This window comes from Comamonas odontotermitis, assembly GCF_040396735.1.
Lineage (GTDB): Bacteria > Pseudomonadota > Gammaproteobacteria > Burkholderiales > Burkholderiaceae_C > Comamonas > Comamonas odontotermitis_C.
The window spans coordinates 67,590-89,103 of sequence record NZ_JBEBNZ010000003.1; the positions used below are offsets into that span (position 1 = coordinate 67,590).

Genomic DNA, 21,514 nt, shown 5'->3' on the forward strand with positions numbered 1-21,514 from the left:
TTATTTTCAGCCCATGCAATCTGTCGGCATCTACGAAGCCAAGACCCGCTTCTCCGCCCTGATCGAGGCAGTGGAGCAGGGCGAGGAAGTGCGCATCACACGGCACGGCAAGGAAGTCGTGCGCATGCTGCCGGTGCGCCGCAAGCCCGTGATCACCGATGAGCAGATTGCCCGGGAATTGCAGCAGATTCACGCGCTGCAGCAGACTGTTCGCGCGCCAGATGCTGCGAATGGTGTAGCAGCCATGCGCCAGACAGGCAGGAGCCAGGCATGAGCGCAACGGCCTTCATTCTGGACGCCACTGTCACTGCCGCCTGGTTGTTGCCCGACAACGCCAGCCCGCATACCCAGCGCCTCTACAGCCGTATCCGCCGCGACGAAGTGGATCCGCAGGCCCCCAATCTCTGGCAATGGGAGTGTGGAAACCTGATCGCATCGGGCGTGAACAACGGCCGTATCCCCACCACCAGCGTCGAAGGCCTGTGGAGCGTGCTGGAGGCCATACGCCACCGTGTGGAGCTGCACGATCTGGCTCCCGCGCAGCACAAGGCCGTGCTCGATGTGGCGCTGGATACCGGCTTGCCTGTTTACGATGCCGCCTATCTGTGGCTGGCGCAATCGTTGCGCCTGCCGCTGGCCACTTTTGACCAAGCCCAGCAGGCAGCTGCAAAAAAGCGCGGCATTGCGCTGCTGGCACCCGAAGATTTCTGATTTCTTTTCTGTCACCCTAGCCCCTGAACACCATGCAACACGACAAGATCCTCATCCTCGATTTTGGCTCCCAGGTCACCCAGCTGATCGCTCGCCGCGTGCGGGAGGCCCATGTATATTGCGAAGTCCATCCCTGCGACGTCAGCAGTGAATGGGTGCGCGAATTTGCCGCAGACGGCAAGCTCAAGGGCGTGATCTTGTCAGGCAGCCACGCCAGCGTCTACGAAGTGGACGACCGCGCCCCTGACGCGGTGTTCGAGTTGGGCCTGCCGGTACTGGGCATCTGCTACGGCATGCAGACCATGGCCACCCAGTTGGGCGGCAAGGTTGAAGGCTCCAACAGCCGCGAATTCGGCTACGCAGAAGTGCGCGCCCATGGCCACACCGAACTGCTCAAGGGCATCGAGGACTTCACGACGCCAGAAGGCCACGGCATGCTCAAGGTCTGGATGAGCCATGGCGACAAGGTCACCGAGCTGCCTCCGGGCTTCAAGATCATGGCCTCCACGCCGTCCTGTCCCATTGCGGGCATGGCCGACGAGGCGCGCCGTTACTACGCCGTGCAGTTCCACCCCGAAGTCACGCACACCGTGCAAGGCCAGGCGCTGCTCAACCGCTTTGTGCTCGACATCTGCGGCACCCAGGCGGATTGGATCATGGGTGACTACATCGAAGAGGCTGTTGCCAAGATTCGCGAGCAGGTCGGCGATGAAGAGGTGATCCTGGGCCTGTCTGGTGGTGTCGATTCCTCCGTGGCCGCTGCGTTGATTCACCGCGCCATCGGTGACCAACTGACCTGTGTGTTCGTCGACCACGGCCTGCTGCGCCTGAACGAGGGCGACATGGTCATGGAGATGTTCGAGGGCAAACTGCACGCCAAGGTGGTGCGGGTCGATGCGTCCGAGCTGTTCCTGGGCGAGCTGGCTGGTGTGACCGATCCCGAGCAAAAACGCAAGATCATCGGCCGTCTCTTCGTGGATGTGTTCAAGTCCGAGGCCGCCAAGCTCAAGGCTGCCACGGCTGGCAGCAAGGGTGCCACCTTCCTGGCCCAGGGCACCATCTACCCCGACGTGATCGAATCGGGTGGCGCCAAGAGCAAGAAGGCCGTCACTATCAAGAGCCACCACAATGTGGGTGGCCTGCCGGAGCAACTGGGCCTGAAGCTGCTGGAGCCGCTGCGCGACCTGTTCAAGGATGAAGTGCGCGAGCTGGGCGTGGCCCTGGGCCTGCCCCGTGGCATGGTGTATCGCCACCCGTTCCCCGGCCCTGGCCTGGGCGTTCGCATCCTGGGTGAAGTGAAGAAGGAATACGCCGACCTGCTGCGCCGCGCCGATGCCATCTTCATCGAAGAGCTGAACAACTGGATCGACGAGAAAAGCGGCAAGAGCTGGTACGACCTGACCAGCCAGGCATTCACCGTTTTCCTGCCCGTCAAGAGCGTGGGCGTGATGGGCGATGGCCGCACCTACGACTACGTGGTGGCCCTGCGCGCCGTGCAGACCAGTGATTTCATGACCGCCGACTGGGCCGAACTGCCTTACGGCCTGCTCAAGCGCGTGTCCAACCGCATCATCAACGAAGTGCGCGGCATCAACCGCGTCACCTACGACGTATCGAGCAAGCCGCCTGCGACCATTGAGTGGGAGTGAAACAGCATCGTCTCACACCGCCTCAAAGAGGCTCGAAAATCACGGAAATTCCAAATGCGATAAAGGCTTAGGTGTCTCTGGGTGTCTCACCCAGTTTTGCCTAAGCTTACGTATTTGACGGTTGTCGTGACGGTATCTTTTGAGGCGGATGAAAATGCCGCCTACGATACCGTCAGAAGGGTCTGGGCTGCAGCCCAATGTGCTCCCAAAGGTTGGATTGGTGTCTAACTTTTGAGGGGCAGTTCACCAGCTGCAGCAAACGCCTGGTTGGCGAGGGCGAGCAGAAGGGCTATACACTCATGTCCATCAACCTGCACTGGAAGGATGGCCGCGGCAAATGCGACATCGCCCTGGCCAAGGGCAAGGCCGAGCACGACAAGCGCGACGTCGAGCGTGCGATGAAGTGCGGCCTCCGCTAAATCGCAGCCCAGCATCATGAAACGCGTATTGGGCTCCCCACTTATCGCAGCCTGCTTCTTGATGGCGGGCTGCGCATCAACGCTCGATACCAGTCAGAAAGCCGACCGCACGCAAAGTCCTGCCGCCGACGCCCGTTGGCTGACGCTGGCGGTGACACTTCCCGAAGGTGCCAGGCCGCTGCCTGTGAAGCTCCACTACGATTCGGCTCGATGCAAGGAGTCCCGAAGCTATGGCGTGGGCGGGCAGTCCCAAAGCGGCGTTGCAATGATGCGGGCCTCCCACTATGAGGACCTGGAGCTCGTCAAGGAGCCGACGGGTAATCAGTACAAGGGCCATCTTGCTATTGATGGCGGCGGGCCTTGCCAGTGGATGCTGACCTCTCTGGAGGCTGCGTTCGCTTACACCTCGCGGCACCCGCTGGTCAAAGGCAGGGAGGTGCAGGCCAATCGGATCAGCTTTGAATTCGCGAAGGCGAAAGACGCAGTCCGCGCCCCCAGCGTGAGAATGGTTTTTCCATACGTCCCGGTGATCATCACGGACGACGACGTTCCAGAAAAGGAGCTGCGGCTGGCGCCGCTCGGTTTCATTCTCCCTCCGACCTTTGATCCATCGGCCTCGGGCACCATGTACCTGGTTTTCAAGGTGCATGACGACAAGCCCATCACTGCTCAGTCCGTCCCGCAGGACCGCTACCGTTATCTGGTGAGCTATCCCGATGGTTCGACAAGCATCAGTCATTCGAAGAATTATGTGGGCGTGCAGGACGCGAGAATCCGCTGCCTGATCATGACCGTCAAGGGCGATGAGAAGAAAAAGGACTGCTCGAACGTCCGTCCCGATGCGACAGACTAGGTACAGCGTTGGCTCTGTTCATCTCGCTCAGGAAGACGGTTGTGATTGGCTACTCGCCTCAATGCTCTTGAACCAAACGTACGGCACGCTTGCGCACCTAGGGTGAAAACTTGTTCGACTTCGTCATGGCTCAATCCTTTCAGAGTGTTAAGCCTTCTCAAAGCCGGGGGCGATTCAAGCTGTGTGGTGCAGACTGTTTTGAGAAACCAGCCATGTCGAAATGCAGGCAGTCCCGCGGGGGGATCTGCTGATCGCCAACAATCCTGTACTCACTAATATGATGAATATGGTGAAAATAATCTCCAAGCTGCTGTTCTTTCCAGTGGCCTTTTTCATTGCATCATCAAGCCTCGCCTGGGCCGCTCCCGTTGAGGTCTATCGCGGAGTACTGGGCAGCGCCGATGTAGTGATGGAGCTGGGCGAGCCCCAGGCAGACGGCACGCGCAAAGGGCGCTATTTCTATCTGCGCCATGGTGTGGACATTCCACTCCAGGGCCGCTTGGACCAATTGGCTGAGGCCCAACCTCTGACGGGCGAGTTGCTGGAAAAAAGGCTGCATGCCATAACACCGGGCGAGCCACTGTTCGAAGATGCAGCGCAGCGGCAGGTTATCTGGCGCGCTCGCCTGCAAGGCGATGTGCTGACAGGCGAGTGGGAAGATGGCATTCGTGGCGGCAGGCTGCCGTTCAGCCTTGGTCGCGTTGCGCAGTATGACCCCGAGAAGCTTGCACCGCGAGGCGTGGAAGCCGTGACTCTGGCCATTGTGCAAGGCGCGGGCAGCGGGGTTGCGGAGGGTATTGCCATCAGCATGCAGGCCACACCCTACGACTATCTGCGCGTGGCACGCCCGCTGGAGCAGGGCGAGGAGGTTGCGGTGGCTTCCAACCTGGCCTGGCGGCCCGTGCGCGATGCGCGTACCCGATTCTGGTATCCGCGTCTGACACGCCACCCGGATGCCCGAATGCTGGCCGTAGCCAATGCCTTGCTGGAGCAGCGTCATTGGACGATGAGTCTGCAGGCACTGGCCTGCAAGGCTGCCATCTATAAGAGTCTCGACCCCGAGGCAGGGTCACTGGGCTATTTCGATCACGAGCAAATCAAGCTCAGCTATCTTTCCACCACCTTGTTGAGCGTGACCGAGTCCGGCTCCCCTTCCTGTGGCGGAGCGCACCCCAACAATCACTTCGATCCGTTCACATTGGATCTGCTGCATGGCGGCTATCTGGACTTCTCGCGCCTTATCAAGGGCTACAGCCATGGCTCGGAGGGGCGCGAATACAGCCCGCAATTGGTGAGATTCATTCGGAAGGCGGTTGCCAGTCAGCGCGAACCCCGAGATGACGACGACTGCACGGACATGCTGCCCGACTTCATGGCGCTGATGTTCGAGGCTCCGGGCAAACTTGGTTTCGTGGTCTCACGCATAGGCCACGCCCGGAGCGTGTGCCTTGGCCGCGGCGTGAGCCTCTCATTTGGCAAGCTCAAACCCATACTCAAGCCTGAGGCCACCCGTTATCTGTTCCCCTTGAACTGAATCGCCCCGACTTGGCTCCCTCAGCACGATCGACTATCGGGCGAGCCTTGGACTGACGGCATAAAAACAGTCCAAGTTTTATCGGCATCCCTACCGGGGGTTACTGGGTCATTTCTGCGTGGAAATCAACAGCCCAGTTCTATCTTCACAATTTCTACAACAAAGCTCGATAGAGCAACAAGATTGAGTTCTCAAACTGCTAGGCTTCAATATGGAGCCTTTCTGTCGTGACCCTCAATACAGCCCAATTGCTAGCTGACGAAGCCAAGTACTGCTCGTTTGGTGACACCGTCCACTACGTCAATCCTCCGAAGATATTTACCGGCTGCGAAGGCAGCTATATGTATGACGATGCGGGAACGCCTTATCTGGATCTGCAGATGTGGTATTCGGCGGTCAATTTTGGCTACAAGAACAAGCGTCTTGAAGACAAGATGGTTCAGCAGCTTAAGGAACTGCCACAGGTCGCGAGTCAGTACCTGCACCCTACCAAGATCGAGCTGGCCAAGTTTATTGCACAGGACGCCGAGAAGAAATGGGGCAAGCAAGGTCGCGTGCATTTCAATGTGGGCGGTGCGCAGGCAATCGAAGACTCGCTCAAAGTCGTGCGAAATGCCAGCAATGGCAAGAGTCTCATGTTCGCTTTCGAAGGCGGTTATCACGGCCGAACGCTGGGAGCATCGTCGATTACCTCGAGTTACCGCTATCGCCGCCGTTTTGGACATTTTGGCGAACGTGCGCAATTTATTCCATTTCCATATCCGTTCCGCCGCCCCAAGGGAATGACGGCTGAAGAGTACTCAGAGCAGATCGTGCGTGATTTTGCGCGTAAGTTTGAGAACGAATACCACGCCGTCTGGGACCCAAAGACCAGGCAGTGCGAATATGCGGCCTTTTATGTAGAGCCCATCCAGGGAACAGGTGGCTATGTCGTTCCGCCACCCAACTTCTTCAAGGGCTTGAAGAAGGTGCTTGACGACCATGGTGTACTGATGGTCGTCGATGAAATTCAGATGGGTTTCTGGCGCACCGGCACGCTGTGGTCGGTCGAGAACTTCGGCGTCACTCCCGACGTGCTTGTGTTTGCCAAGGCGCTGACCAATGGTCTGAACGCGTTGTCGGGTCTGTGGGCGCGCGAAGAACTCATTAATCCGACGGTGTTCCCCCCAGGCTCGACCCACTCCACATTCGCTTCGAATCCATTGGGGACAGCGCTCGGCCTTGAAGTGATGAGAATGACGCACGAGATCGATTTCGGAAAGCAGGTTCGTGAGTCGGGCGCTTACTTTCTCGAGGGCCTGAAGGAGCTGCAAAAGCGCCACAAGGAGATCGGTGATGTGGACGGCCTCGGACTTGCGCTGCGTGCCGAGATCTGCACTGAAGATGGCTTTACGCCCAACAAGGCGCTGCTTGACAAGATGGTAGATATTGGCCTTGAAGGCGGCCTGGAGTACCAAGGGCACAAGCGTGGTCTTGTGCTGGACGTGGGGGGTTATTACAAGAACGTTATCACCTTCGCTCCATCGCTGATGATTTCACGGGGCGAGATCGATGAGGCGATGGTGCTACTGGATCAGCTGATCACCAAGGCCAAAAAATAGAGGGTACTTCGCCTCTTCCCATACTCCAACGACAGAGGATGCGTAAGGGGAGATGCGATACCTGGAATTTGAAATCGAGGTAACGAACGCGTTGAATCCAAAGCCCTACCGTAATCAACTTGAGCCTCAGGCATTGATTGGGCAGTTCGCTGCGCATCCGCCGGGGGGCTTTGACGTGCTTGGAGCCGACTGGCCAGCACCGGCATTCACCGCGCCCTTCGATCTGCTGACCACGGCAGATGCGGAACTCAAGACAAAGCTGGAGAATCTGCCTGGCGGGAAGTGGCTGTCCTCGCGCCTGAGCCTCAGGACGGACTTCGTGGGTACCACACTCTCAGAGTACGCCTTGATGCCCCGGGGCATCGAGGCGTCTTCGCTGGCCACGCAGCTGCGAAACCAGGCTGGCGCGCGCATGTTGACCGTCGTGAAGGACCTGCCGCTAGCGTCACCCTTGCTATCGGATGAGGAGAATGCATTTTCTGAGGCGCTAATGGCTCAATTGCAGCAGGCAGGGTTCATCCTCGTCGAAGGCCAGGCGCTGGCATATGTGGCTGTCAATTTTGAAAGGCTAGACGAGTATCTGTCGCGTCTTTCCAAAAGCCGGCGCCAGAACCTGAAGCGCAAGCTAAGAAGCCGGGAACACATGCGGATTTCGCGTATTCCGACCGGTGATCACTTTGCCAACGATGAATGCGTGGATGCATATTACGCACTGTTCGAGGCAGTCTATGCGCAAAGCGAAATCCACTTCGACAAACTCACCCGGGAATTCTTTGCCGCAGTGCTGCGCGATGGGACAAACGGAGGCATTGTGTTCGAGTACCGCGATCTGGGTGACGATGCATTGCTGGGCTGGAACCTCTGCTTCGAGCACGAGGGGCGTCTGGTTGACAAGTACATTGGCCTTTCATATCCGCAAGCGCGCGAGGCCAATCTGTATTTCGTGAGCTGGATGGTGAATCTGGAATATGCGATCGAGCGCAAACTCACGCACTATGTAGCGGGGTGGACAGACCCAGCAGTGAAAGCCCAGCTCGGTGCCAGGTTCACATTGACGCAACATGCAGTATTCATTCGCAATCCATGGTTGCGAGCGTTGGGCCGCAGGTTCTCGCGTCATTTCGAGAATGACAGCCAATGGGGCAGGGAGCCTGAAAAATGACTCCATTGGTGCTCGATGTGGATGGGTCGGTAGGTACACTCACCGATGAGGTGCGTTTGTCACTGCATAACTGGCAGGAGATGATACGTTTTGGCTCTTCGCTCAAGCGTTATAGGTCATTTCGCGACCATGTTGAGCAGCGACTGCCTGCGCAGTATGGTACAGCTTTCATCGGGAGCGGCGACTTTCATCATTTGAGCTGGCTGTTGATAGAGCGCTGCATCGCACGGAACGCATTCAATGCAGGCAAGCCACTGCGCGTGGTTGTGCTCGATAACCACCCCGACAATATGCTGTTCCCGTGGGGCGTGCACTGCGGATCCTGGGTGCGGCAGGTGGCGCTGAATCCAGCGGTCTCGCACGTGCACGTAGCCGGCATCACGTCGCAGGACATCAGTTGGAGCCATGCCTGGGAGAACTATGCGGCGCCGCTGCGCGAGGGCAAGCTCAGCTACTGGAGCAGTGGCGTGGATACATCCTGGGCTGGGCGCAAGGGTCTTGCCGAGGCATTCCGCAGCTTTGGCAGCGTGCAGGAGCTTGGCGAATCGCTGGTGCAGATGTTGACGGATGCACGGTCGCCTACTTATCTCAGTATCGACAAGGACGTATTTGCGCGAGACGTGGTACAGACCAATTGGGATCAGGGACAGATGAGCGAAAGCGATGCTGCAGGAATCATCGATGCGCTCAAGGGGCAGATCGTTGGCAGTGATATCACCGGAGACATTTCCTCCTGGCGCTACACCACCTGGTGGAAGCGGCTCATGAGCCTGAGCGACGGGCAGGATACCGAGGTGCCGATCCAGACCCTCGCTGCTGCACAGGCTCGTCAGCACGCTTTCAATGCACGGCTCATGAAGCGCATCGCGTGCTGTCACATCGAGTCGCTAGAATCCGATTCATAGGGTCCAATTCTCAGTGAAGGATTCATCGCCATGTTCGATTCGCTGATCGAAACCCTGCTGCGAGGCGCTTTGGCTCCGTTGGTGAAAACCGGTCGGATTGAAGTGGTGATGCCGACTGGCAAGGTGCTTGCATTTGGCGATGAAGAATACCCTGGGGCGCGCATCCGCTTCACCGATCAGCGCGCAGTGCTTCATCTGCTCCGCGATCCGGATCTGAATTTTGGCGAGATGTACATGCAAGGGCGCCTCCTTGTCGAGAAGGGCTCTATCTACGATGTGCTCGAACTCCTGCTGCGCCATGCCAAGCATGTTCCGGACAGCAAGATGGTGCAGTTTCTCGATGCCCTGCGCATGAAGCTCATCCCCATATGGCAGAACAATCTGCGCAGCAAGTCGCGTGCGAACGTGGCGCACCACTACGATCTGAACGACCGGCTCTATCAACTGTTTCTGGACGAAGACCGGCAGTATTCATGTGCCTATTTCGAAAACGGCAATGAGAGTTTGGAGGCAGCCCAGCTCGCCAAGAAGCGACATATCGCCGCCAAGCTACTGCTGGACCGGGAACAGCGCGCTCTCGATATCGGTTGTGGCTGGGGTGGCATGGCGCGCTATCTGGCAGAAATCGGGGACGTGGGATATGTGAAGGGTGTGACTCTGTCTACTGAGCAGCTTGAAGGCGCCAAGCAACGCGCGTTGCAAACGCCGGTGGCTGGCAGGCTGGAATACAGTCTTGAAGACTACCGTGATGTACAAGGTACTTTCGACCGTATCGTCAGCGTGGGGATGTTCGAACATGTGGGTTCACGCTTTCATGATACGTTCTTCAGGCAGTGCTTCGACCTGCTTGCCGAGGACGGAGTGATGCTCCTGCATTTCATCGGTAACTTTGAAGCCCCGGCATTCAATAATCCATGGATCGAGCGTTACATTTTCCCCGGGGGTAATCTGCCATCCATGTCGGAGTTCACTCAGTCCATCGAGCGTTCAGGCCTGCTGGTAAGCGATGTGGAAGTGCTGCGCCTGCACTACGCGAGCACGCTGCGCATCTGGCGAGCGCGCTTTCTTGCGCGGCGCGACGAAGCAAAGGCCCTTTACGATGAGCGATTTTGCAAGATGTGGGAGTTCTATCTTTCGATGTCTGAGACGGCATTTCGGTATCAGGACATCGCAGTCTTTCAGGTGCAACTCGTTCGCAAGCAAGAAGCGGTGCCGCTCACACGCAACTATGTGAGGTTGCGCGAAGAAGCTCTCAAGGCTCGCGAGCGATTGTCTCCGAGATATGCCCACATAGTCGATCAAACTGTGCATCCGTAAGCCACTCGCTGTTGCTCACAGAGACGAGGCGCTGCGCCCAGTTTCGAGCGATCATCACGCTGTCGGAGAAGTCGCGGCCCAATAAAGGGGCGTAGCGCTCATAGTCGGAGATGACGTTGACGAATGGCAGTGAAAGGCCTAGGTTTGAAACCCAGTGCTCGCGCATCAGCGCATCTCGTGATGTGTGATCGGGCATGCGCACCAGAATCACCGGCCAGGTCCCCTGCGCGTTGGGTGTTGGGTCGCGAATGACTTCAACGCCCGGAATAAGCGAAAGTTGCGCAACGCGTCTTTCAGCGCGCTGCTGCGCCTTATGCAGATGGGTACTCAGCCGCTTGAGAGCGCGTACACCAACACGCCTGCGCCAGGTGCCCAGTTTGTGCTGCGGAATGACGGTATTGAAATCGTCGCCCGCTGCTCCAATCCAGTCATTTCTGGCAAGGCTTTTGCGTAGCGGTGCGCCATATACCCGGTCCAGCGCGGATGGCCGATAGGCCGCAGCATATCCCAAAAGCTCTGCACTGCGCAGCAACTCCCAGCCAAGGCTGTAGCCTACCGTGCGGTGGTGCATGGCATGCAGGCTGCTGCGTATGGCAGCGTCTCGCGCCACGAGCACACCCCCTTCATAAGTTGTCAGCCCTTTGCCGACCGCGAGACTGAAAAGGCCTACGTCGCCTTGCATTCCCACAGACTGACCATTGATACGTGCGCCTAGCGCCTGCGCTGCATCTTCGATCACATAAGCGCCTGCCAGGCGCGCGAAATGCAGTGCCATCTGTACATCAGCCACGCGGCCGCATAGATGGGTGGGCACAATGGCGAGCGTGCGCTCGCTGCAGAGGCCACGCAGCATGTGCTCATCCATGTCGAGTATGCCGGGGCTCAGGTCGCACAGGCGTGGCTGCAGACCGCATTGCGAAATTGCAATGACGACCAGCGGGCATGTATACGCAGGAACGATGACTTCACGCCGCGCTGGCGATAGCCTCTGCAGCGTGCGTAGCGCTACCATGAGTGCCGAAGTGCCAGAGCATTCGAGCTGGGCCTCAGGCACCTCAAGCCATGTAGCCAACGCGTCGGCCAGGTTTGAATCACCCCATGGCAGCAGGTCTGCTGGACACAGGGGCAGGCCCGCTGTGGGAGGGACAGTGACGCGCCCGACTAGCATGATTCAGTGACTGCTCGCGATGCGTGCCGCGCTGGCTGAGCCACTCTGGTGTTCTTCGAGCGGATCATCTGCCTCACTGAGCGCAAGGCAGATGATGCCAGCAATGATGAACAGGCAGCCCACAATTTGTGGTCCGCCAATGTGTTCTCCAAACAGAATATTCGAGAGTGCCAGCACGGAGATGATCTCCAGGTGCGAGGCGGCGAATGCCGGGCCGATAGGGGCCCGTTTGAGCAGGCTCATCCAGGTAAAGAACGCGCCAATGTATCCGACGAATGCACCGTAGATCCAAGGCTGGCCAAACACGCGCAGCAGCCATGCGAACGAGAATTCCAACGGTAGCGCTGCATTGCCGGCCTGCTTGAAACTGAGTTGAGCCAGCGTGTCGAACGCCATGAGCACCAGAAAGCCGATGAGGTAGAAGCGCTTGTTCATCCTGTGAGCCCCACCACGGCTACGCCGACGGAGACCAGCACGATGCCTGCAACGCGCAGCGGAGCAAGCCGCTCCTTGAACAATATACGGCCCGCGATCATGATCGCCACGATGTTGATGGAGCCCAGTAGTACGCCGTCAGACAGCGGAACGAGTGACAGGAACGCAAGCCACAGGACGAATTCCGCCACGTAGCAGCTCATGCCAACCCACAGCCATGGCCTGATGAGCATGAAGCGCCAGCGCGCCGTGCCACCGAGTTCATGCGGGGGCTGGCTCGCCGCAGCCTTGAATGCGAGCTGACCACCGCTGTCAACCAGAACGTTGAGCACCCAAAGTGTGATGACCAAAGGCGAGAGATCACTGCCCATGGCTTCTCGGCTCCGGCATTTGCCGTGTGGCAATACGTGCGAGGAAATCGTTGATGCGCGCGATCACCGTGCGGCGCTCACGATCGATGGTGATCATGTGGTAGCAGTTGTCGAGCAGCACCAGATCAACCTGGGCGTTAACCGCACCGCGAGCAATATCGTGTGCATTGGAGACTGAGGAGATGTCATCCTCATTGGCATGGATCACCAGGCAGGGCGCGCGCAAATCCTTCAAGTGCGCCTGCACATCGGCGGAAAGTGCGCGCAGTTCGATGATGGACCACCACGGATTGCCAGGCAGACCGGCTGCTGCGCTGTCGCCGCTGTGCATCTGCTCGACGATACGGGCCCGCAATGCCTCGTCCTTGATGCCATAGGGCGGTGCTTCCATGAATACGCGCCTGCGGCCAATGCCGAGTTGGCGAAACAGGGGCAGCAGAAACGCGAGCTTGGTGTAGGTCGGAATGCTCCAGCCGTCGTAACGGAAGGTCGTCGACAGCGCACACACCCCTGCCACCTTGTCAGCATGTCTTTCCGCAATGGCGAGCGAGAGCAGTGCACCCATTGACAATCCTCCCACCACGACTTGATCGACATGCTCTGCAAACCGCTCCAGCCCCGACTCGACGCTGGCTAGCCAGTCCTGCCAGCGTGTCTCGACCAGATCGTCCATAGTGCCGCAATGGCCTGCGAGCTGTACCGCATACACCGTGTAGCCCTGGCGATTGAGGCCTTTGCCCAGTACGCGCATTTCGGCAGGTGTACCTGTGAGGCCGTGCACCAGCAGCACGCCGGTTCGTGCTGCGGAGCCGAAGCCGGGCATCACAAACTCATGCGGCGTGAGGCACAGTGCTTCAAGCGCAGCGTGTCCAGTACTTTGCTGTTGTATTGCCTGGAAGCCGTCCGAGACATTCATGCCGCCGTCTCCAGCCCGAGCGTGACTTTCTCCAAAAGGGCCGTGGCGTCGGCAAAGGTCGTGAACGGCGCATGCGAGATGCCGTGCTTCTCGCAATACGCGATGAGCTTGTGTTTGGCGAGCACAAAGTCTGCCGTGTGAGATACACAGAAGTCGGAAGTGCTGTCGCCCACGTAGAGCACGCGTCCATGCAGCCTCTGCTGTTCGGCCAGGCGCTCGCACTTGCAGTTGCCGCTGGCGCGTTGGCAGTGGGCGCTTGCCCAGGGAGAGTCGAGGTGCCAGCGGCGCTCGCTCACCCGAACGAGGCGGTTGGCAATGACTTCGAGGTGGGCTAGACCATGGCGCGCAAGCACATGACGGATGGCATAGTCGATGCCATCGCTGACCACCTGTATCCCAATAGCGTGCGAGTTCGCCACGGCCACAAAGCCCGCAAATGCCGGGTCGATTTCAATCGTGTCCAGGTGTGCTCGCAGCTCGTCCTCGCTCATGTCGAGCAAGGCCACCTGGCCCTTCATGCATTCGCGAGAACCGATCTCTCCGCGCTCCCATTGCGCTTCCAACTCTTGCCAACCTGGCATGCCGAAACGTGTGAGCAGGGTGTCGGTCACATCAAGCAAGCTGATCGTGCCATCGAAGTCGGACTGCACCAGCCAGCCAGGATGAGTGGAGAAAAACTCGATTTGTTTATTCATGAAAAGTCACTCTCACGTTCTGGCCCATACGGGCACCCGTCGGTGGTTGATTGAAGCTCAGCACGCACTCGATGACGCGGATCGGCCCGCGCTGGGTATCTTCCTGCAGATGGGCAACCCCAAATACCGGGCTGATGCGCTGTACTGTGGCTTCCGGTAGCGCGACGGCCATTGCTCCGGTGTCTCCGTCAATAGCTACGGTGGCGCGCATGCCTTCGTGCACGGCGCCCGCAAAGCTCTCGTTGAGCTCTGCCCGGACGATGAGGGGTGACTGTGGCAGCAGCGTGATCACTGGTTGCGAAGGGCCCGCCTGACTGCCTGCGTGGGTACGCAGGCGCACAATGGTGCCAGCCTCAGGTGCATTCAGCTCGAAACGTTTGCGCGTCGAACGCAATTGTTCTACCTTGGCCAGCGCCACCTGCACTTCGGCCCGTGCGACATCGGCTTCGGATTCTGCATCGCGCAACTGTTGCGCGGCTTCATCCAAGCTGTGCGCATCCGCGGCCCCCTCGCGGACAGCGGTCTGCCAGCGTTTGAGCATGGCCTGGAGTTGAGGCAGCCGCGCGGCCTTCGCCTTTTGGCGAGCCTGGGCAAGCTTCCATTCCGATTCGGCTACGGAGAGGTCGGCGCGCGAGGCATCATCTGCCATGCGCAGGAGCAACTGGCCGCGCTGCACGTGCTGGCCTTCTCGGATTGGAAGTTGCTGAACCATGCCCTCAACGCCGGGACCGAGCTCAAGCAGGCCTCCTTCAACGTCGATCTTGCCGCGTGCCACGGCGACTGGGCCGTTTTTTGGTTGTGCAGCGGCGGCAGCATATGCGGTACCGGCTGCTCCGGGAAAGTCACCTGCATTGCCGGAGGGAGAGCACCCGGACACGAGCGCCGCCATGGCTATTGCCGAGAGAGCGAAGCTGATGAGCGCGGTTGACCTTTGGGTTTTCTTCATTGTGGGGTTCCTTGGTCATCACCGGAGGACGAGCTCGGGCGCCAGTCGTTGCGAATGGCACCGTCCTCCATGGCAAGCACGCGATCTGCGTGGCGCACCAGCCGTGGGTCATGGCTCACGCACAGCACTGTGGTTCCATGCGCGCGTGCTGTGCGATGCAGGATGTCGATGACACGCTGGCCGCTTTCGGCATCCAACGCACTGGTGGGCTCATCGGCGAATAGCAGTTGTGGCTGTTTGGCCATGGCGCGAGCGATTGCCACGCGCTGCTTCTCCCCGCCGGAGAGTTCAGCTGGCCGCATATGGGAACGGTGTGACAGGCCCACATCGTCAAGAGCCTGCTGCGCGCGCTTTCGGGTCTCCAGGGTGCGGATGCCCATATAACCGAGCGGTAGCTGGACTTGCTCCAACGCAGTCAGTGCTGGAAACAGGTTGAAGCCCTGGAATACAAAGCCGGTATGGGCCAGGCGAAACCGCTCCAACTCGCGTGTGCTCATGCGTTCCAGATCCTGTCCCAGCGCGAAGGCTTTGCCGCCGTCAGGTGTGAGCAGTCCTGACATCAGTGACAAAAGGGTGCTTTTGCCGCAGCCCGAAGGCCCGGAGATCAGGGACAGCTCACCGGGGTACAGATCTATCGACAGGCTTTGCAGCACATGTACACGTACCACGCCGGAGAGATAGGATTTCTTGAGATCGACAGCGCGCAGGCTGGGTTGCGCCTGAGCTGTTGCCGCAGCCTTGGTGAAACCCGGGTCTTGCGATGTGGTTTGCATTGAGTGCATTGGTTTCACTGGGTTACCTCAACAAGGCGGCCGGATCGGCCCGCAGCAAACCGCGGATGGCTCCCAACCCGGAAAACAAGGCCAGCACTGCAATCAACACTGCGCATGCCAGCATGGCCTGTACATTGAGCGCGACAGGTACCCGGTACACGCGTGCCAGCGCCAGTAACGCGACACTTGCCAGTATGGCAAGCACCATGCCGGCGGCACCGATCCAGAATGCCTGTTCCACTACTACCCGGCCTAATGCGCTGCGGCTCACGCCCAATGCATTGAGGACTGCATACTCGCGGGATGACCCGGCTACCACTGTTCTGAGTGACTGACTGGTGACCACCGCACCGACCAGGCACACCACGATCGCCATGAACAGTACGCCAGCACCCGCGCCGGTGTTGAACATCCAGTACATTTGCGAGCGGTGTGCAAAGGCCTTGGCGGTCCAGGTTTCATGCGGGCCGAAGCTGCGGGCTGCGCTGTTGAGGCGCTGCTGCACCTGCCTCGCATCCGCCCCCGGCCGCGTGCGTGCCACCAGGTATGTATTGCCTTGACCTTCTGGTACGCTTGCAATTTCGCGCACGGTGGAGAGCGACGCTATGACATTCACGCCTCCCAACCCTCTCAGGCCGTCAATTGCCGCCGCGATACGGACCTTGTGATTGTTGATCCAGGCCACATCACCCTCTCTGGAGGCCAGCGAGGACAGATCTGCACGGTCAATGATTACAGCTCCGGGTTCGCGGAGCAATTGCCGTTGCCAGGAGGCGAGAACACGGTCGAACATCATGGCATCAGCGGCAGTGGAAATGCCGGAGAGATACACCGAGACGCCCCCCATGGTCTCTGCGTCGGGACCATTGGCCCGCCAGTCGCCATCCAGCCAGATATAGGGTTCAACTGCAGAGATTCCATCGTCCATGCGCAGGCGCATTTCCACATCGGGCCCGATAGCCCGCCCGTAGTTCACGCTTTGTGTTCCAGGGTAGCCGACCCACAGATCTGCCGATGTTGCATTCACATAGATGGAGGCGGTGCTGAAAATACCCAGAACCAATGCAGCCTGCATCACCAGCAGCACGCCGGCAAAGCCCACGGCAAACACAGAGGGTACAAAACGACGCCATTCGTAGACCAAGGTTTTGCGAGCCAGCGCGATCATGGAGTCTGCCCTTGTGTGGGTGCCGGTGCCACCGTCGCAGGCATTGTTGCTGAGGCTGTTTCTCCGGCTTGCGCGGGCAAAGGGGCGCCTCCAAGCGCTTTGAAAAGGGATACATAGGCCAGCGCCTGCGCTCCGAGGGAAATACCTTGCTCGCTGGCATTTTGCAGCACTGCGCGGCGCTCCGTGATCAGGTTGTATTCGCTAGCCAGGCCCAGCTCCTTGCGTCGCTGCAGCACTTGATTGCGCGCTGCCAGCAGATTCTGCACTGTGCCCTGGGACTGCAGACGCTCTGTTTGGGCATTGAATCCTCCAAGCGCTGCCTCCACTTCCGCCAGGCCGTCCAACACACTCTGTCGATAGGCTTTTATGGCGCCATCCATGGCGGCCTCATCGGCACTGACCTGTGCACGCCTGCGTCCCCAGTCAAACAGCGGAATATCGATTACAGGCCCCACCATGGGCATTTGGTCTGACCGTGTACGCAAGTTCTGCGTGATGTTGTACGAGTAAAGCAGCGAGCCACCCAAGGCAAAGCGTGGGTACAGCGCCGAGCGCGATAGTCCTAATTTGGCTGCTGCCTGTTCCACCCGCGCCTGGGCCAGTTGGACCGGTGCGCGCATGCGCAACATTTCTGCAGGCAGCACCTGCAAGCGCAATGTGCGGGTGTCGGGCAGATTGGCTGTCGCATCCGGATCTAGCCAATGCGAATCTGGTGCCTGCCTGCCCAATAGGGCGGCCAGCGCATGTGCGGCACGAACCTGTGACTCCTTGAGTGTGGCGCGCTGTGCCCGGGCCTGCGTTAGTTCCAGTTGTGCCTGGTGCAGCGCATCTGAACTGCCGATACGCTGCTGCAGGCGTACGTCTGATAAGGTTAACAGCCGCTCGTCCAGTGCAATACGCTCTTCGAGCAGGGCCCGCTGGCGCTGGGCCACACGGATATCGAGATAGCGCTGCACGACATTGGCGATCAATTCAACGCGGACCTGGTGCAACTGGGCCTGTACGCCCATCAGTTCGCCATAGGCCGCGAGCTTGCTGGATTCCATCGCGCCAAACAGGCCCAGGTCCCAGCTCATGTCAATGCTGGCGTGGAAGTAGGAATCCACCGCCGCAATGTCTTGTAAGGTGCGTATGCCGGCGGTGAACTGGGGTTGGTAGGCAGTGGAAGCCACGCTCAACAGAATGCGCTGTGCCTTGAGCTGATCCAATGTTTCGCCCAGGGTCATGTTATGCGTCAGGGCCTCGTCGACCAGAGCGTTCAGCGCAGGGTCGGCCAGCCGCAGCCACCAGTGCTGCAGCTCGGCCACTGTCACTGCCTGGGCATCAGGTCGTGCAGGTGGCGCTTGTAGCCAGCTAGCGGGTGTGCTGTGGTCTAGTTCGGGCTGGGGCGGCGAGGCGCAACCAGCCATCAGGCTTGCAATGCCGATGCCCAATAACGCACTGGAGAGTTTGAATTTCACGATGAAGACACGGCGCAACGCGATGTGCGAAATTTCCTGCATCGCATTGGGCCGTCGCAAGCTTGCGCTAGATTGCAGGATTTATGGAGGAAGCGTGGAGACGCAGATGCAGGCCATAATGTTTAGCAACGCCATGACTTGCGCCAATGCCGTTCAGGCAAAAAATTTTGGATGGGCATGACCACAGTGATTCCCCATCCTTGCAGGTTCTGGCGCGATTCCCAGCGTTCGCTGGATGTGATGCTGTATGCATACAGACCGTCTGCCATGAAATTGATCCATGATTCCGTTTCAGTGCCACTGGTGCTGGTCGTCGAGGACGAGCCGGGCATTTCCACCATTCTTGCGGCCTATCTGGAGCGTGATGGCCTGCGTGTTCAGTTGGCGCAAGACGGGAATGAAGCCGTGCAATTGTTCCGTCAGTTTCAGCCGGACCTTGTGTTGCTTGACATTCATCTGCCCCATGTGGACGGCATCGATGTGCTGCGCTCTATTCGTGACCAAGGACAGACCCCGGTCATCATGGTCACGGCACTTGCCGACGATGTCGATAAGCTGGTTGCGTTGCGCTTGGGTGCGGATGACTATGTGGTCAAACCGTTCAATCCTGCTGAGGTCGTCGCTCGTGTGCGTGCCGTATTGCGGCGCAGCCAGCCGCGTGGTGAGCCCCGGGGCGCAGCACCCATTCGTGTGGGCGCCCTGGAGATCAACGAGCAGGACCACATCGCTGTGGTGTATGACAGCAAGGGACGCCCCAAGCCATTGTCGCTGACCTTGACTGAGTTTCGCTTGCTCTCGTTGCTGGCGTCTCAGCCCAAGCGATGCTTTTCGCGCTCTCACCTGATTGATAATTGTCTTCCTGAGAGTGATGCCCTCGAGAGGGTGATCGACTCGCACCTGTCCAAATTGCGGCGTAAACTGCAGTTGGCAGGGCAGGAGAGCCTGATTGAAACCGTCCGCGGTATTGGCTACCGGCTATGGCCCGAAGCCTGAATCGCATCTGGGTGCGCTTTGGCCTGTGGATTGCCGCCACAGTGCTGAGCACAATGGCGTTGCTGTCGGCGTCCACCTGGGCTTTTTCAAGTCTGCAGTACTACCAGTTCTACCATGCGCTTCCCGAGGCTGTGCGCGAGGAACTGGATGATCTGGTTGCGCGTGATCTGGACGACAGCCCAAGGGCCATGCAGATCTATGGTCAGTATTGGCGTGGAGACATTTTTTTCGGCGAGCAGCTCTCCCTGCTCATTGGCGTGATTGTTTGCCTGCCTTTCGGGCTGGCAGTGGGTTTTTGGGTATCCCGGTATGTCACACGGCCTCTTGCTTCGATCGTGGAGGTGGCGCAACGTGTGGAGCAGGGCGACTTCTCCGCGCGGGCCGTCGCCGATGGCGCCCATGGCGAAATGGGGGAAGTGGTACAGACTTTCAACAAGATGATCGACTCGCTGCGCGATCTGGAGGACGAAAGACTCGCGACGGCAGCCTCCATCTCCCACGAGCTGCGCACCCCGATCACCGTGCTCAAGGCGCGACTGCATGCATTGTGTGATGGGGTGATCCGCGTGGATGATGCCGAGTTGCAGACGCTGCTGTTGCAAACCGAACATCTGGGCCGCCTGGTAGATGACCTGCATACGCTCTCGATGGCAGAAGCAGATCAACTGTCGCTGGAGCACGAGCGGTTGAACCTTGGTCTGCTCGTGGCGGATACCTTGGCCCAACTGCAGCCGCAATTACAAGCGGCTGGAATGGCGCTGGAGCTGGTATTGAACGCCGAAGATGCCGCGGGGGACATCCGCGCCGACCCAGTGCGCATGCGGCAGATCATCTCCAATCTCGTAAGCAATGCCTTGCGCTATGGGGCCAGCGGCCACTGGCTTGGAGTGAGTGTGTGCCCGGTGATGGATGAGCGGGGGGACAGCTGGGTCGAGATGAGCATCTGCGATGCAGGCCCGGGCCTGCCCAAGGAGTTGCTGGCCCACCCATTTCAGCGCTTTGCTCTGGCGCCCGGCAAGCGGCGCCGAGAAGGTTCGGGTCTGGGCCTGTCCATAGTTCGTGTGTTGACCGAAGCACAGGGCGGAAATGTCACAGCCGATGTCTCGCCGCGCGGCGGTGCTCGTTTCACGCTGCGGTTCGCACGCGCCTGAACGGTTCTACCAATATGGCTGGGAATGCCTTTCAATACTGGATTTGAGATGAGAAGTGCTTGGAAATCAAGGCCAACTGGTGCCAGCGTCTTCTGTGCTTTTCTCCGAATGCAGATTCATCGACACTCAAAGTCATCCCAGGAGTCCGCTCGCCATGAATTCGATGCTTGATTTTCTGAGTGCGCAGTGGGATATGGCGACCAGCAGCATGTCTGCCAACGTGGTGGTGCCGGCTGCAAATGTACTGGGTATGGCGCAGTCCTTGGGGGACCCACGGGAAGTTTCACAGGCAATCCTCATCGCCGCGCTGCAGCTCTTCTTGATTGCGTGCGTGATGCGGCCGCTCGAGAGTCTCGTTCCTGCCGAGCGTTGGGAAAATCGTCGCCACACCACGGTGGATCGTAATTTCACCCTGCTGATGCTGCTGGGCCTTTTCCCCCTGTTTAGCTTCATCGTGCTGATGCCTGTCGCTCACCTGCTTGGCGGCGGACCTGCTTCGGACGAGGTGAACGGTCTCAAAGCCTGGGTTCCATGGTTTGCCGATCACCCTTACGCGCTGTTTGTGGTGTACTACCTGGTCTACGACTGTGTGTATTACTGGATGCATCGCGCACAGCACGCGGTTCCGTGGTGGTGGGCAATGCACAGCATGCACCACAGCCAGCGCCAGATGAGCTGCTGGAGCAACGACCGGAGCAATTATGTGGACGGCATGCTGCAGTCCATCATCCTCGCCAGCGTTGGGCTTGTCATGGGGGTGGAAGTGTCTGAGTTCGCATGGCTTTCCCTCTTGAGTGAATTAGTGCAGAACTTCTCGCACGCCAATGTGGCACTGCGTCTGGGATGGGTAGGCCGCCTTGGCGAGCGGTTGTTTGTTGGTCCGCGCTTTCACCGCAACCACCATATGCTGCGTGATCCTGAGCGCCCGGAACGCCATAACTGCAACTTTGGCCAGGTGCTGCCTTGGTGGGATCAGCTTTTTGGCACTGCGCTCTACCACTGTGAGTCTTTGCGCGAGACGGGAGTGAGTGACCCGCAGGTGGATGCCGACAATGAGCGCGGTGTAGTTAGTATGCAGTGGCACAGCACCCGGCGGTTCTGGGGCGCAGTAACATGCAGGGCGGGATGGCGAATGGGTGATGTTTCGTTTGATTCTGACTACCAACCTATTCATGACTCTATTGCACCCAATAAAGGCGTTGTTGCAAAAATCCGTGAATCAGGTGGGATGAGCTCGCCAAAAGACTGAATGGCTGGGGTCGGGATAGGCTCGCACAATGAACTGGA

21 protein-coding genes and 1 pseudogene are annotated in these 21,514 nt (G+C 59.0%); 13 read left to right on the top strand and 9 right to left on the bottom strand.

Annotation, left to right across the window (positions count from 1 at the left end; translation table 11 throughout):
* Positions 1-13 precede the first annotated feature (13 nt).
* From ACH2DG_RS04320 to ACH2DG_RS04365, 10 genes and pseudogenes are all read left to right on the top strand, one after another.
* A complete protein-coding gene (locus ACH2DG_RS04320) occupies positions 14-274 on the top strand; it encodes a type II toxin-antitoxin system Phd/YefM family antitoxin (protein ID WP_224149334.1) in 261 nt (86 codons plus the stop codon).
* On the top strand, positions 271-711 hold the full coding sequence (locus tag ACH2DG_RS04325) for a type II toxin-antitoxin system VapC family toxin (protein WP_395024467.1): 441 nt from the start codon (positions 271-273) through the stop codon (positions 709-711). The genes ACH2DG_RS04320 and ACH2DG_RS04325 overlap by 4 nt, the downstream gene beginning before the upstream one ends.
* 32 nt (positions 712-743) lie before the next feature.
* Positions 744-2,360 (top strand): glutamine-hydrolyzing GMP synthase, encoded by a 1,617-nt coding sequence (gene guaA / locus ACH2DG_RS04330; protein ID WP_395024468.1) that lies wholly within the window; start codon positions 744-746, stop codon positions 2,358-2,360.
* A 257-nt stretch (positions 2,361-2,617) separates the two neighbouring features.
* Positions 2,618-2,779 (top strand): annotated as a pseudogene (locus tag ACH2DG_RS04335) (SsrA-binding protein); the annotation flags it as partial.
* 16 nt (positions 2,780-2,795) lie between these two features.
* Positions 2,796-3,632 carry a hypothetical protein gene (locus tag ACH2DG_RS04340; protein ID WP_395024469.1) on the top strand — a complete coding sequence of 279 codons (837 nt, stop codon included), beginning with the start codon at positions 2,796-2,798 and terminating at the stop codon, positions 3,630-3,632.
* Positions 3,633-3,918: 286 nt separating this feature from the next.
* Positions 3,919-5,166, top strand: a complete 1,248-nt coding sequence (locus ACH2DG_RS04345) for a hypothetical protein (protein WP_395024470.1) — start codon at positions 3,919-3,921, stop codon at positions 5,164-5,166.
* A gap of 227 nt (positions 5,167-5,393) precedes the next feature.
* Entirely contained in the window at positions 5,394-6,767 is a 1,374-nt protein-coding gene (locus ACH2DG_RS04350; RefSeq protein WP_395024471.1) for an aspartate aminotransferase family protein, read from the top strand.
* A 52-nt stretch (positions 6,768-6,819) separates the two neighbouring features.
* Positions 6,820-7,929: a GNAT family N-acetyltransferase gene (locus ACH2DG_RS04355; RefSeq protein WP_395024472.1), complete on the top strand. Its 1,110-nt coding sequence runs from the start codon at positions 6,820-6,822 to the stop codon at positions 7,927-7,929.
* Positions 7,926-8,834, top strand: a complete 909-nt coding sequence (locus ACH2DG_RS04360; RefSeq protein WP_395024473.1) for a hypothetical protein — start codon at positions 7,926-7,928, stop codon at positions 8,832-8,834. The genes ACH2DG_RS04355 and ACH2DG_RS04360 overlap by 4 nt, the downstream gene beginning before the upstream one ends.
* A gap of 30 nt (positions 8,835-8,864) precedes the next feature.
* The gene (locus ACH2DG_RS04365; RefSeq protein WP_395024474.1) at positions 8,865-10,151 is read left to right on the top strand and encodes a class I SAM-dependent methyltransferase; all 1,287 of its coding nucleotides are present in this window, start codon (positions 8,865-8,867) and stop codon (positions 10,149-10,151) included.
* On the opposite strand, the gene ACH2DG_RS04370 is transcribed toward ACH2DG_RS04365, so the two are convergent.
* The 9 genes from ACH2DG_RS04370 to ACH2DG_RS04410 are packed head-to-tail and all read right to left on the bottom strand — an operon-like array spanning position 10,087 to position 18,125.
* A complete protein-coding gene (locus ACH2DG_RS04370) occupies positions 10,087-11,319 on the bottom strand; it encodes a DegT/DnrJ/EryC1/StrS family aminotransferase (RefSeq protein WP_395024475.1) in 1,233 nt (410 codons plus the stop codon). The genes ACH2DG_RS04365 and ACH2DG_RS04370 overlap by 65 nt on opposite strands.
* 3 nt (positions 11,320-11,322) lie before the next feature.
* Positions 11,323-11,754 (bottom strand): DMT family transporter, encoded by a 432-nt coding sequence (locus ACH2DG_RS04375; RefSeq protein ID WP_395024476.1) that lies wholly within the window; start codon positions 11,752-11,754, stop codon positions 11,323-11,325.
* On the bottom strand, positions 11,751-12,125 hold the full coding sequence (locus ACH2DG_RS04380) for an EamA family transporter (protein WP_395024477.1): 375 nt from the start codon (positions 12,123-12,125) through the stop codon (positions 11,751-11,753). The genes ACH2DG_RS04375 and ACH2DG_RS04380 overlap by 4 nt, the downstream gene beginning before the upstream one ends.
* Complete coding sequence (locus tag ACH2DG_RS04385; protein ID WP_395024478.1) at positions 12,115-13,041, bottom strand: alpha/beta hydrolase; 927 nt, start codon at positions 13,039-13,041, stop codon at positions 12,115-12,117. Before ACH2DG_RS04385 ends, ACH2DG_RS04380 begins: the two co-directional genes overlap by 11 nt.
* Positions 13,038-13,736: an MtnX-like HAD-IB family phosphatase gene (locus tag ACH2DG_RS04390; RefSeq protein ID WP_395024479.1), complete on the bottom strand. Its 699-nt coding sequence runs from the start codon at positions 13,734-13,736 to the stop codon at positions 13,038-13,040. The genes ACH2DG_RS04385 and ACH2DG_RS04390 overlap by 4 nt, the downstream gene beginning before the upstream one ends.
* Positions 13,729-14,682 carry an efflux RND transporter periplasmic adaptor subunit gene (locus tag ACH2DG_RS04395; protein ID WP_395024480.1) on the bottom strand — a complete coding sequence of 318 codons (954 nt, stop codon included), beginning with the start codon at positions 14,680-14,682 and terminating at the stop codon, positions 13,729-13,731. Before ACH2DG_RS04395 ends, ACH2DG_RS04390 begins: the two co-directional genes overlap by 8 nt.
* A complete protein-coding gene (locus ACH2DG_RS04400; protein WP_395024481.1) occupies positions 14,679-15,455 on the bottom strand; it encodes an ABC transporter ATP-binding protein in 777 nt (258 codons plus the stop codon). Before ACH2DG_RS04400 ends, ACH2DG_RS04395 begins: the two co-directional genes overlap by 4 nt.
* A 22-nt stretch (positions 15,456-15,477) precedes the next feature.
* Positions 15,478-16,623, bottom strand: a complete 1,146-nt coding sequence (locus ACH2DG_RS04405; protein WP_395024482.1) for an ABC transporter permease — start codon at positions 16,621-16,623, stop codon at positions 15,478-15,480.
* On the bottom strand, positions 16,620-18,125 hold the full coding sequence (locus ACH2DG_RS04410) for a TolC family protein (protein ID WP_395024483.1): 1,506 nt from the start codon (positions 18,123-18,125) through the stop codon (positions 16,620-16,622). The genes ACH2DG_RS04405 and ACH2DG_RS04410 overlap by 4 nt, the downstream gene beginning before the upstream one ends.
* Before the next feature lie 225 nt (positions 18,126-18,350).
* Here ACH2DG_RS04410 and ACH2DG_RS04415 point away from each other — a divergent pair, with 225 nt between their 5' ends.
* The 3 genes from ACH2DG_RS04415 (at position 18,351) to ACH2DG_RS04425 (ending at position 21,476) form a co-directional block, all read left to right on the top strand.
* Complete coding sequence (locus ACH2DG_RS04415; RefSeq protein WP_395024484.1) at positions 18,351-19,076, top strand: response regulator; 726 nt, start codon at positions 18,351-18,353, stop codon at positions 19,074-19,076.
* Positions 19,061-20,227, top strand: a complete 1,167-nt coding sequence (locus tag ACH2DG_RS04420; RefSeq protein ID WP_395024485.1) for a sensor histidine kinase — start codon at positions 19,061-19,063, stop codon at positions 20,225-20,227. The genes ACH2DG_RS04415 and ACH2DG_RS04420 overlap by 16 nt, the downstream gene beginning before the upstream one ends.
* Before the next feature lie 163 nt (positions 20,228-20,390).
* Entirely contained in the window at positions 20,391-21,476 is a 1,086-nt protein-coding gene (locus ACH2DG_RS04425) for a sterol desaturase family protein (protein WP_395024711.1), read from the top strand.
* Positions 21,477-21,514 lie beyond the last annotated feature (38 nt).

Bases quoted from the DNA above. Each gene is read 5' to 3' on its own strand.
- ACH2DG_RS04320 (WP_224149334.1), top strand. From the start codon at position 14: ATGCAATCTGTCGGCATCTACGAAGCCAAGACCCGCTTCTCCGCCCTG.
- ACH2DG_RS04325 (WP_395024467.1), top strand. From the start codon at position 271: ATGAGCGCAACGGCCTTCATTCTGGACGCCACTGTCACTGCCGCCTGG.
- guaA (WP_395024468.1), top strand. From the start codon at position 744: ATGCAACACGACAAGATCCTCATCCTCGATTTTGGCTCCCAGGTCACC.
- ACH2DG_RS04340 (WP_395024469.1), top strand. From the start codon at position 2,796: ATGAAACGCGTATTGGGCTCCCCACTTATCGCAGCCTGCTTCTTGATG.
- ACH2DG_RS04345 (WP_395024470.1), top strand. From the start codon at position 3,919: ATGGTGAAAATAATCTCCAAGCTGCTGTTCTTTCCAGTGGCCTTTTTC.
- ACH2DG_RS04355 (WP_395024472.1), top strand. From the start codon at position 6,820: ATGCGATACCTGGAATTTGAAATCGAGGTAACGAACGCGTTGAATCCA.
- ACH2DG_RS04360 (WP_395024473.1), top strand. From the start codon at position 7,926: ATGACTCCATTGGTGCTCGATGTGGATGGGTCGGTAGGTACACTCACC.
- ACH2DG_RS04365 (WP_395024474.1), top strand. From the start codon at position 8,865: ATGTTCGATTCGCTGATCGAAACCCTGCTGCGAGGCGCTTTGGCTCCG.
- ACH2DG_RS04370 (WP_395024475.1), bottom strand. From the start codon at position 11,319: ATGCTAGTCGGGCGCGTCACTGTCCCTCCCACAGCGGGCCTGCCCCTG.
- ACH2DG_RS04375 (WP_395024476.1), bottom strand. From the start codon at position 11,754: ATGAACAAGCGCTTCTACCTCATCGGCTTTCTGGTGCTCATGGCGTTC.
- ACH2DG_RS04380 (WP_395024477.1), bottom strand. From the start codon at position 12,125: ATGGGCAGTGATCTCTCGCCTTTGGTCATCACACTTTGGGTGCTCAAC.
- ACH2DG_RS04385 (WP_395024478.1), bottom strand. From the start codon at position 13,041: ATGAATGTCTCGGACGGCTTCCAGGCAATACAACAGCAAAGTACTGGA.
- ACH2DG_RS04390 (WP_395024479.1), bottom strand. From the start codon at position 13,736: ATGAATAAACAAATCGAGTTTTTCTCCACTCATCCTGGCTGGCTGGTG.
- ACH2DG_RS04395 (WP_395024480.1), bottom strand. From the start codon at position 14,682: ATGAAGAAAACCCAAAGGTCAACCGCGCTCATCAGCTTCGCTCTCTCG.
- ACH2DG_RS04400 (WP_395024481.1), bottom strand. From the start codon at position 15,455: ATGCAAACCACATCGCAAGACCCGGGTTTCACCAAGGCTGCGGCAACA.
- ACH2DG_RS04405 (WP_395024482.1), bottom strand. From the start codon at position 16,623: ATGATCGCGCTGGCTCGCAAAACCTTGGTCTACGAATGGCGTCGTTTT.
- ACH2DG_RS04410 (WP_395024483.1), bottom strand. From the start codon at position 18,125: ATGCAGGAAATTTCGCACATCGCGTTGCGCCGTGTCTTCATCGTGAAA.
- ACH2DG_RS04415 (WP_395024484.1), top strand. From the start codon at position 18,351: ATGAAATTGATCCATGATTCCGTTTCAGTGCCACTGGTGCTGGTCGTC.
- ACH2DG_RS04420 (WP_395024485.1), top strand. From the start codon at position 19,061: ATGGCCCGAAGCCTGAATCGCATCTGGGTGCGCTTTGGCCTGTGGATT.
- ACH2DG_RS04425 (WP_395024711.1), top strand. From the start codon at position 20,391: ATGCTTGATTTTCTGAGTGCGCAGTGGGATATGGCGACCAGCAGCATG.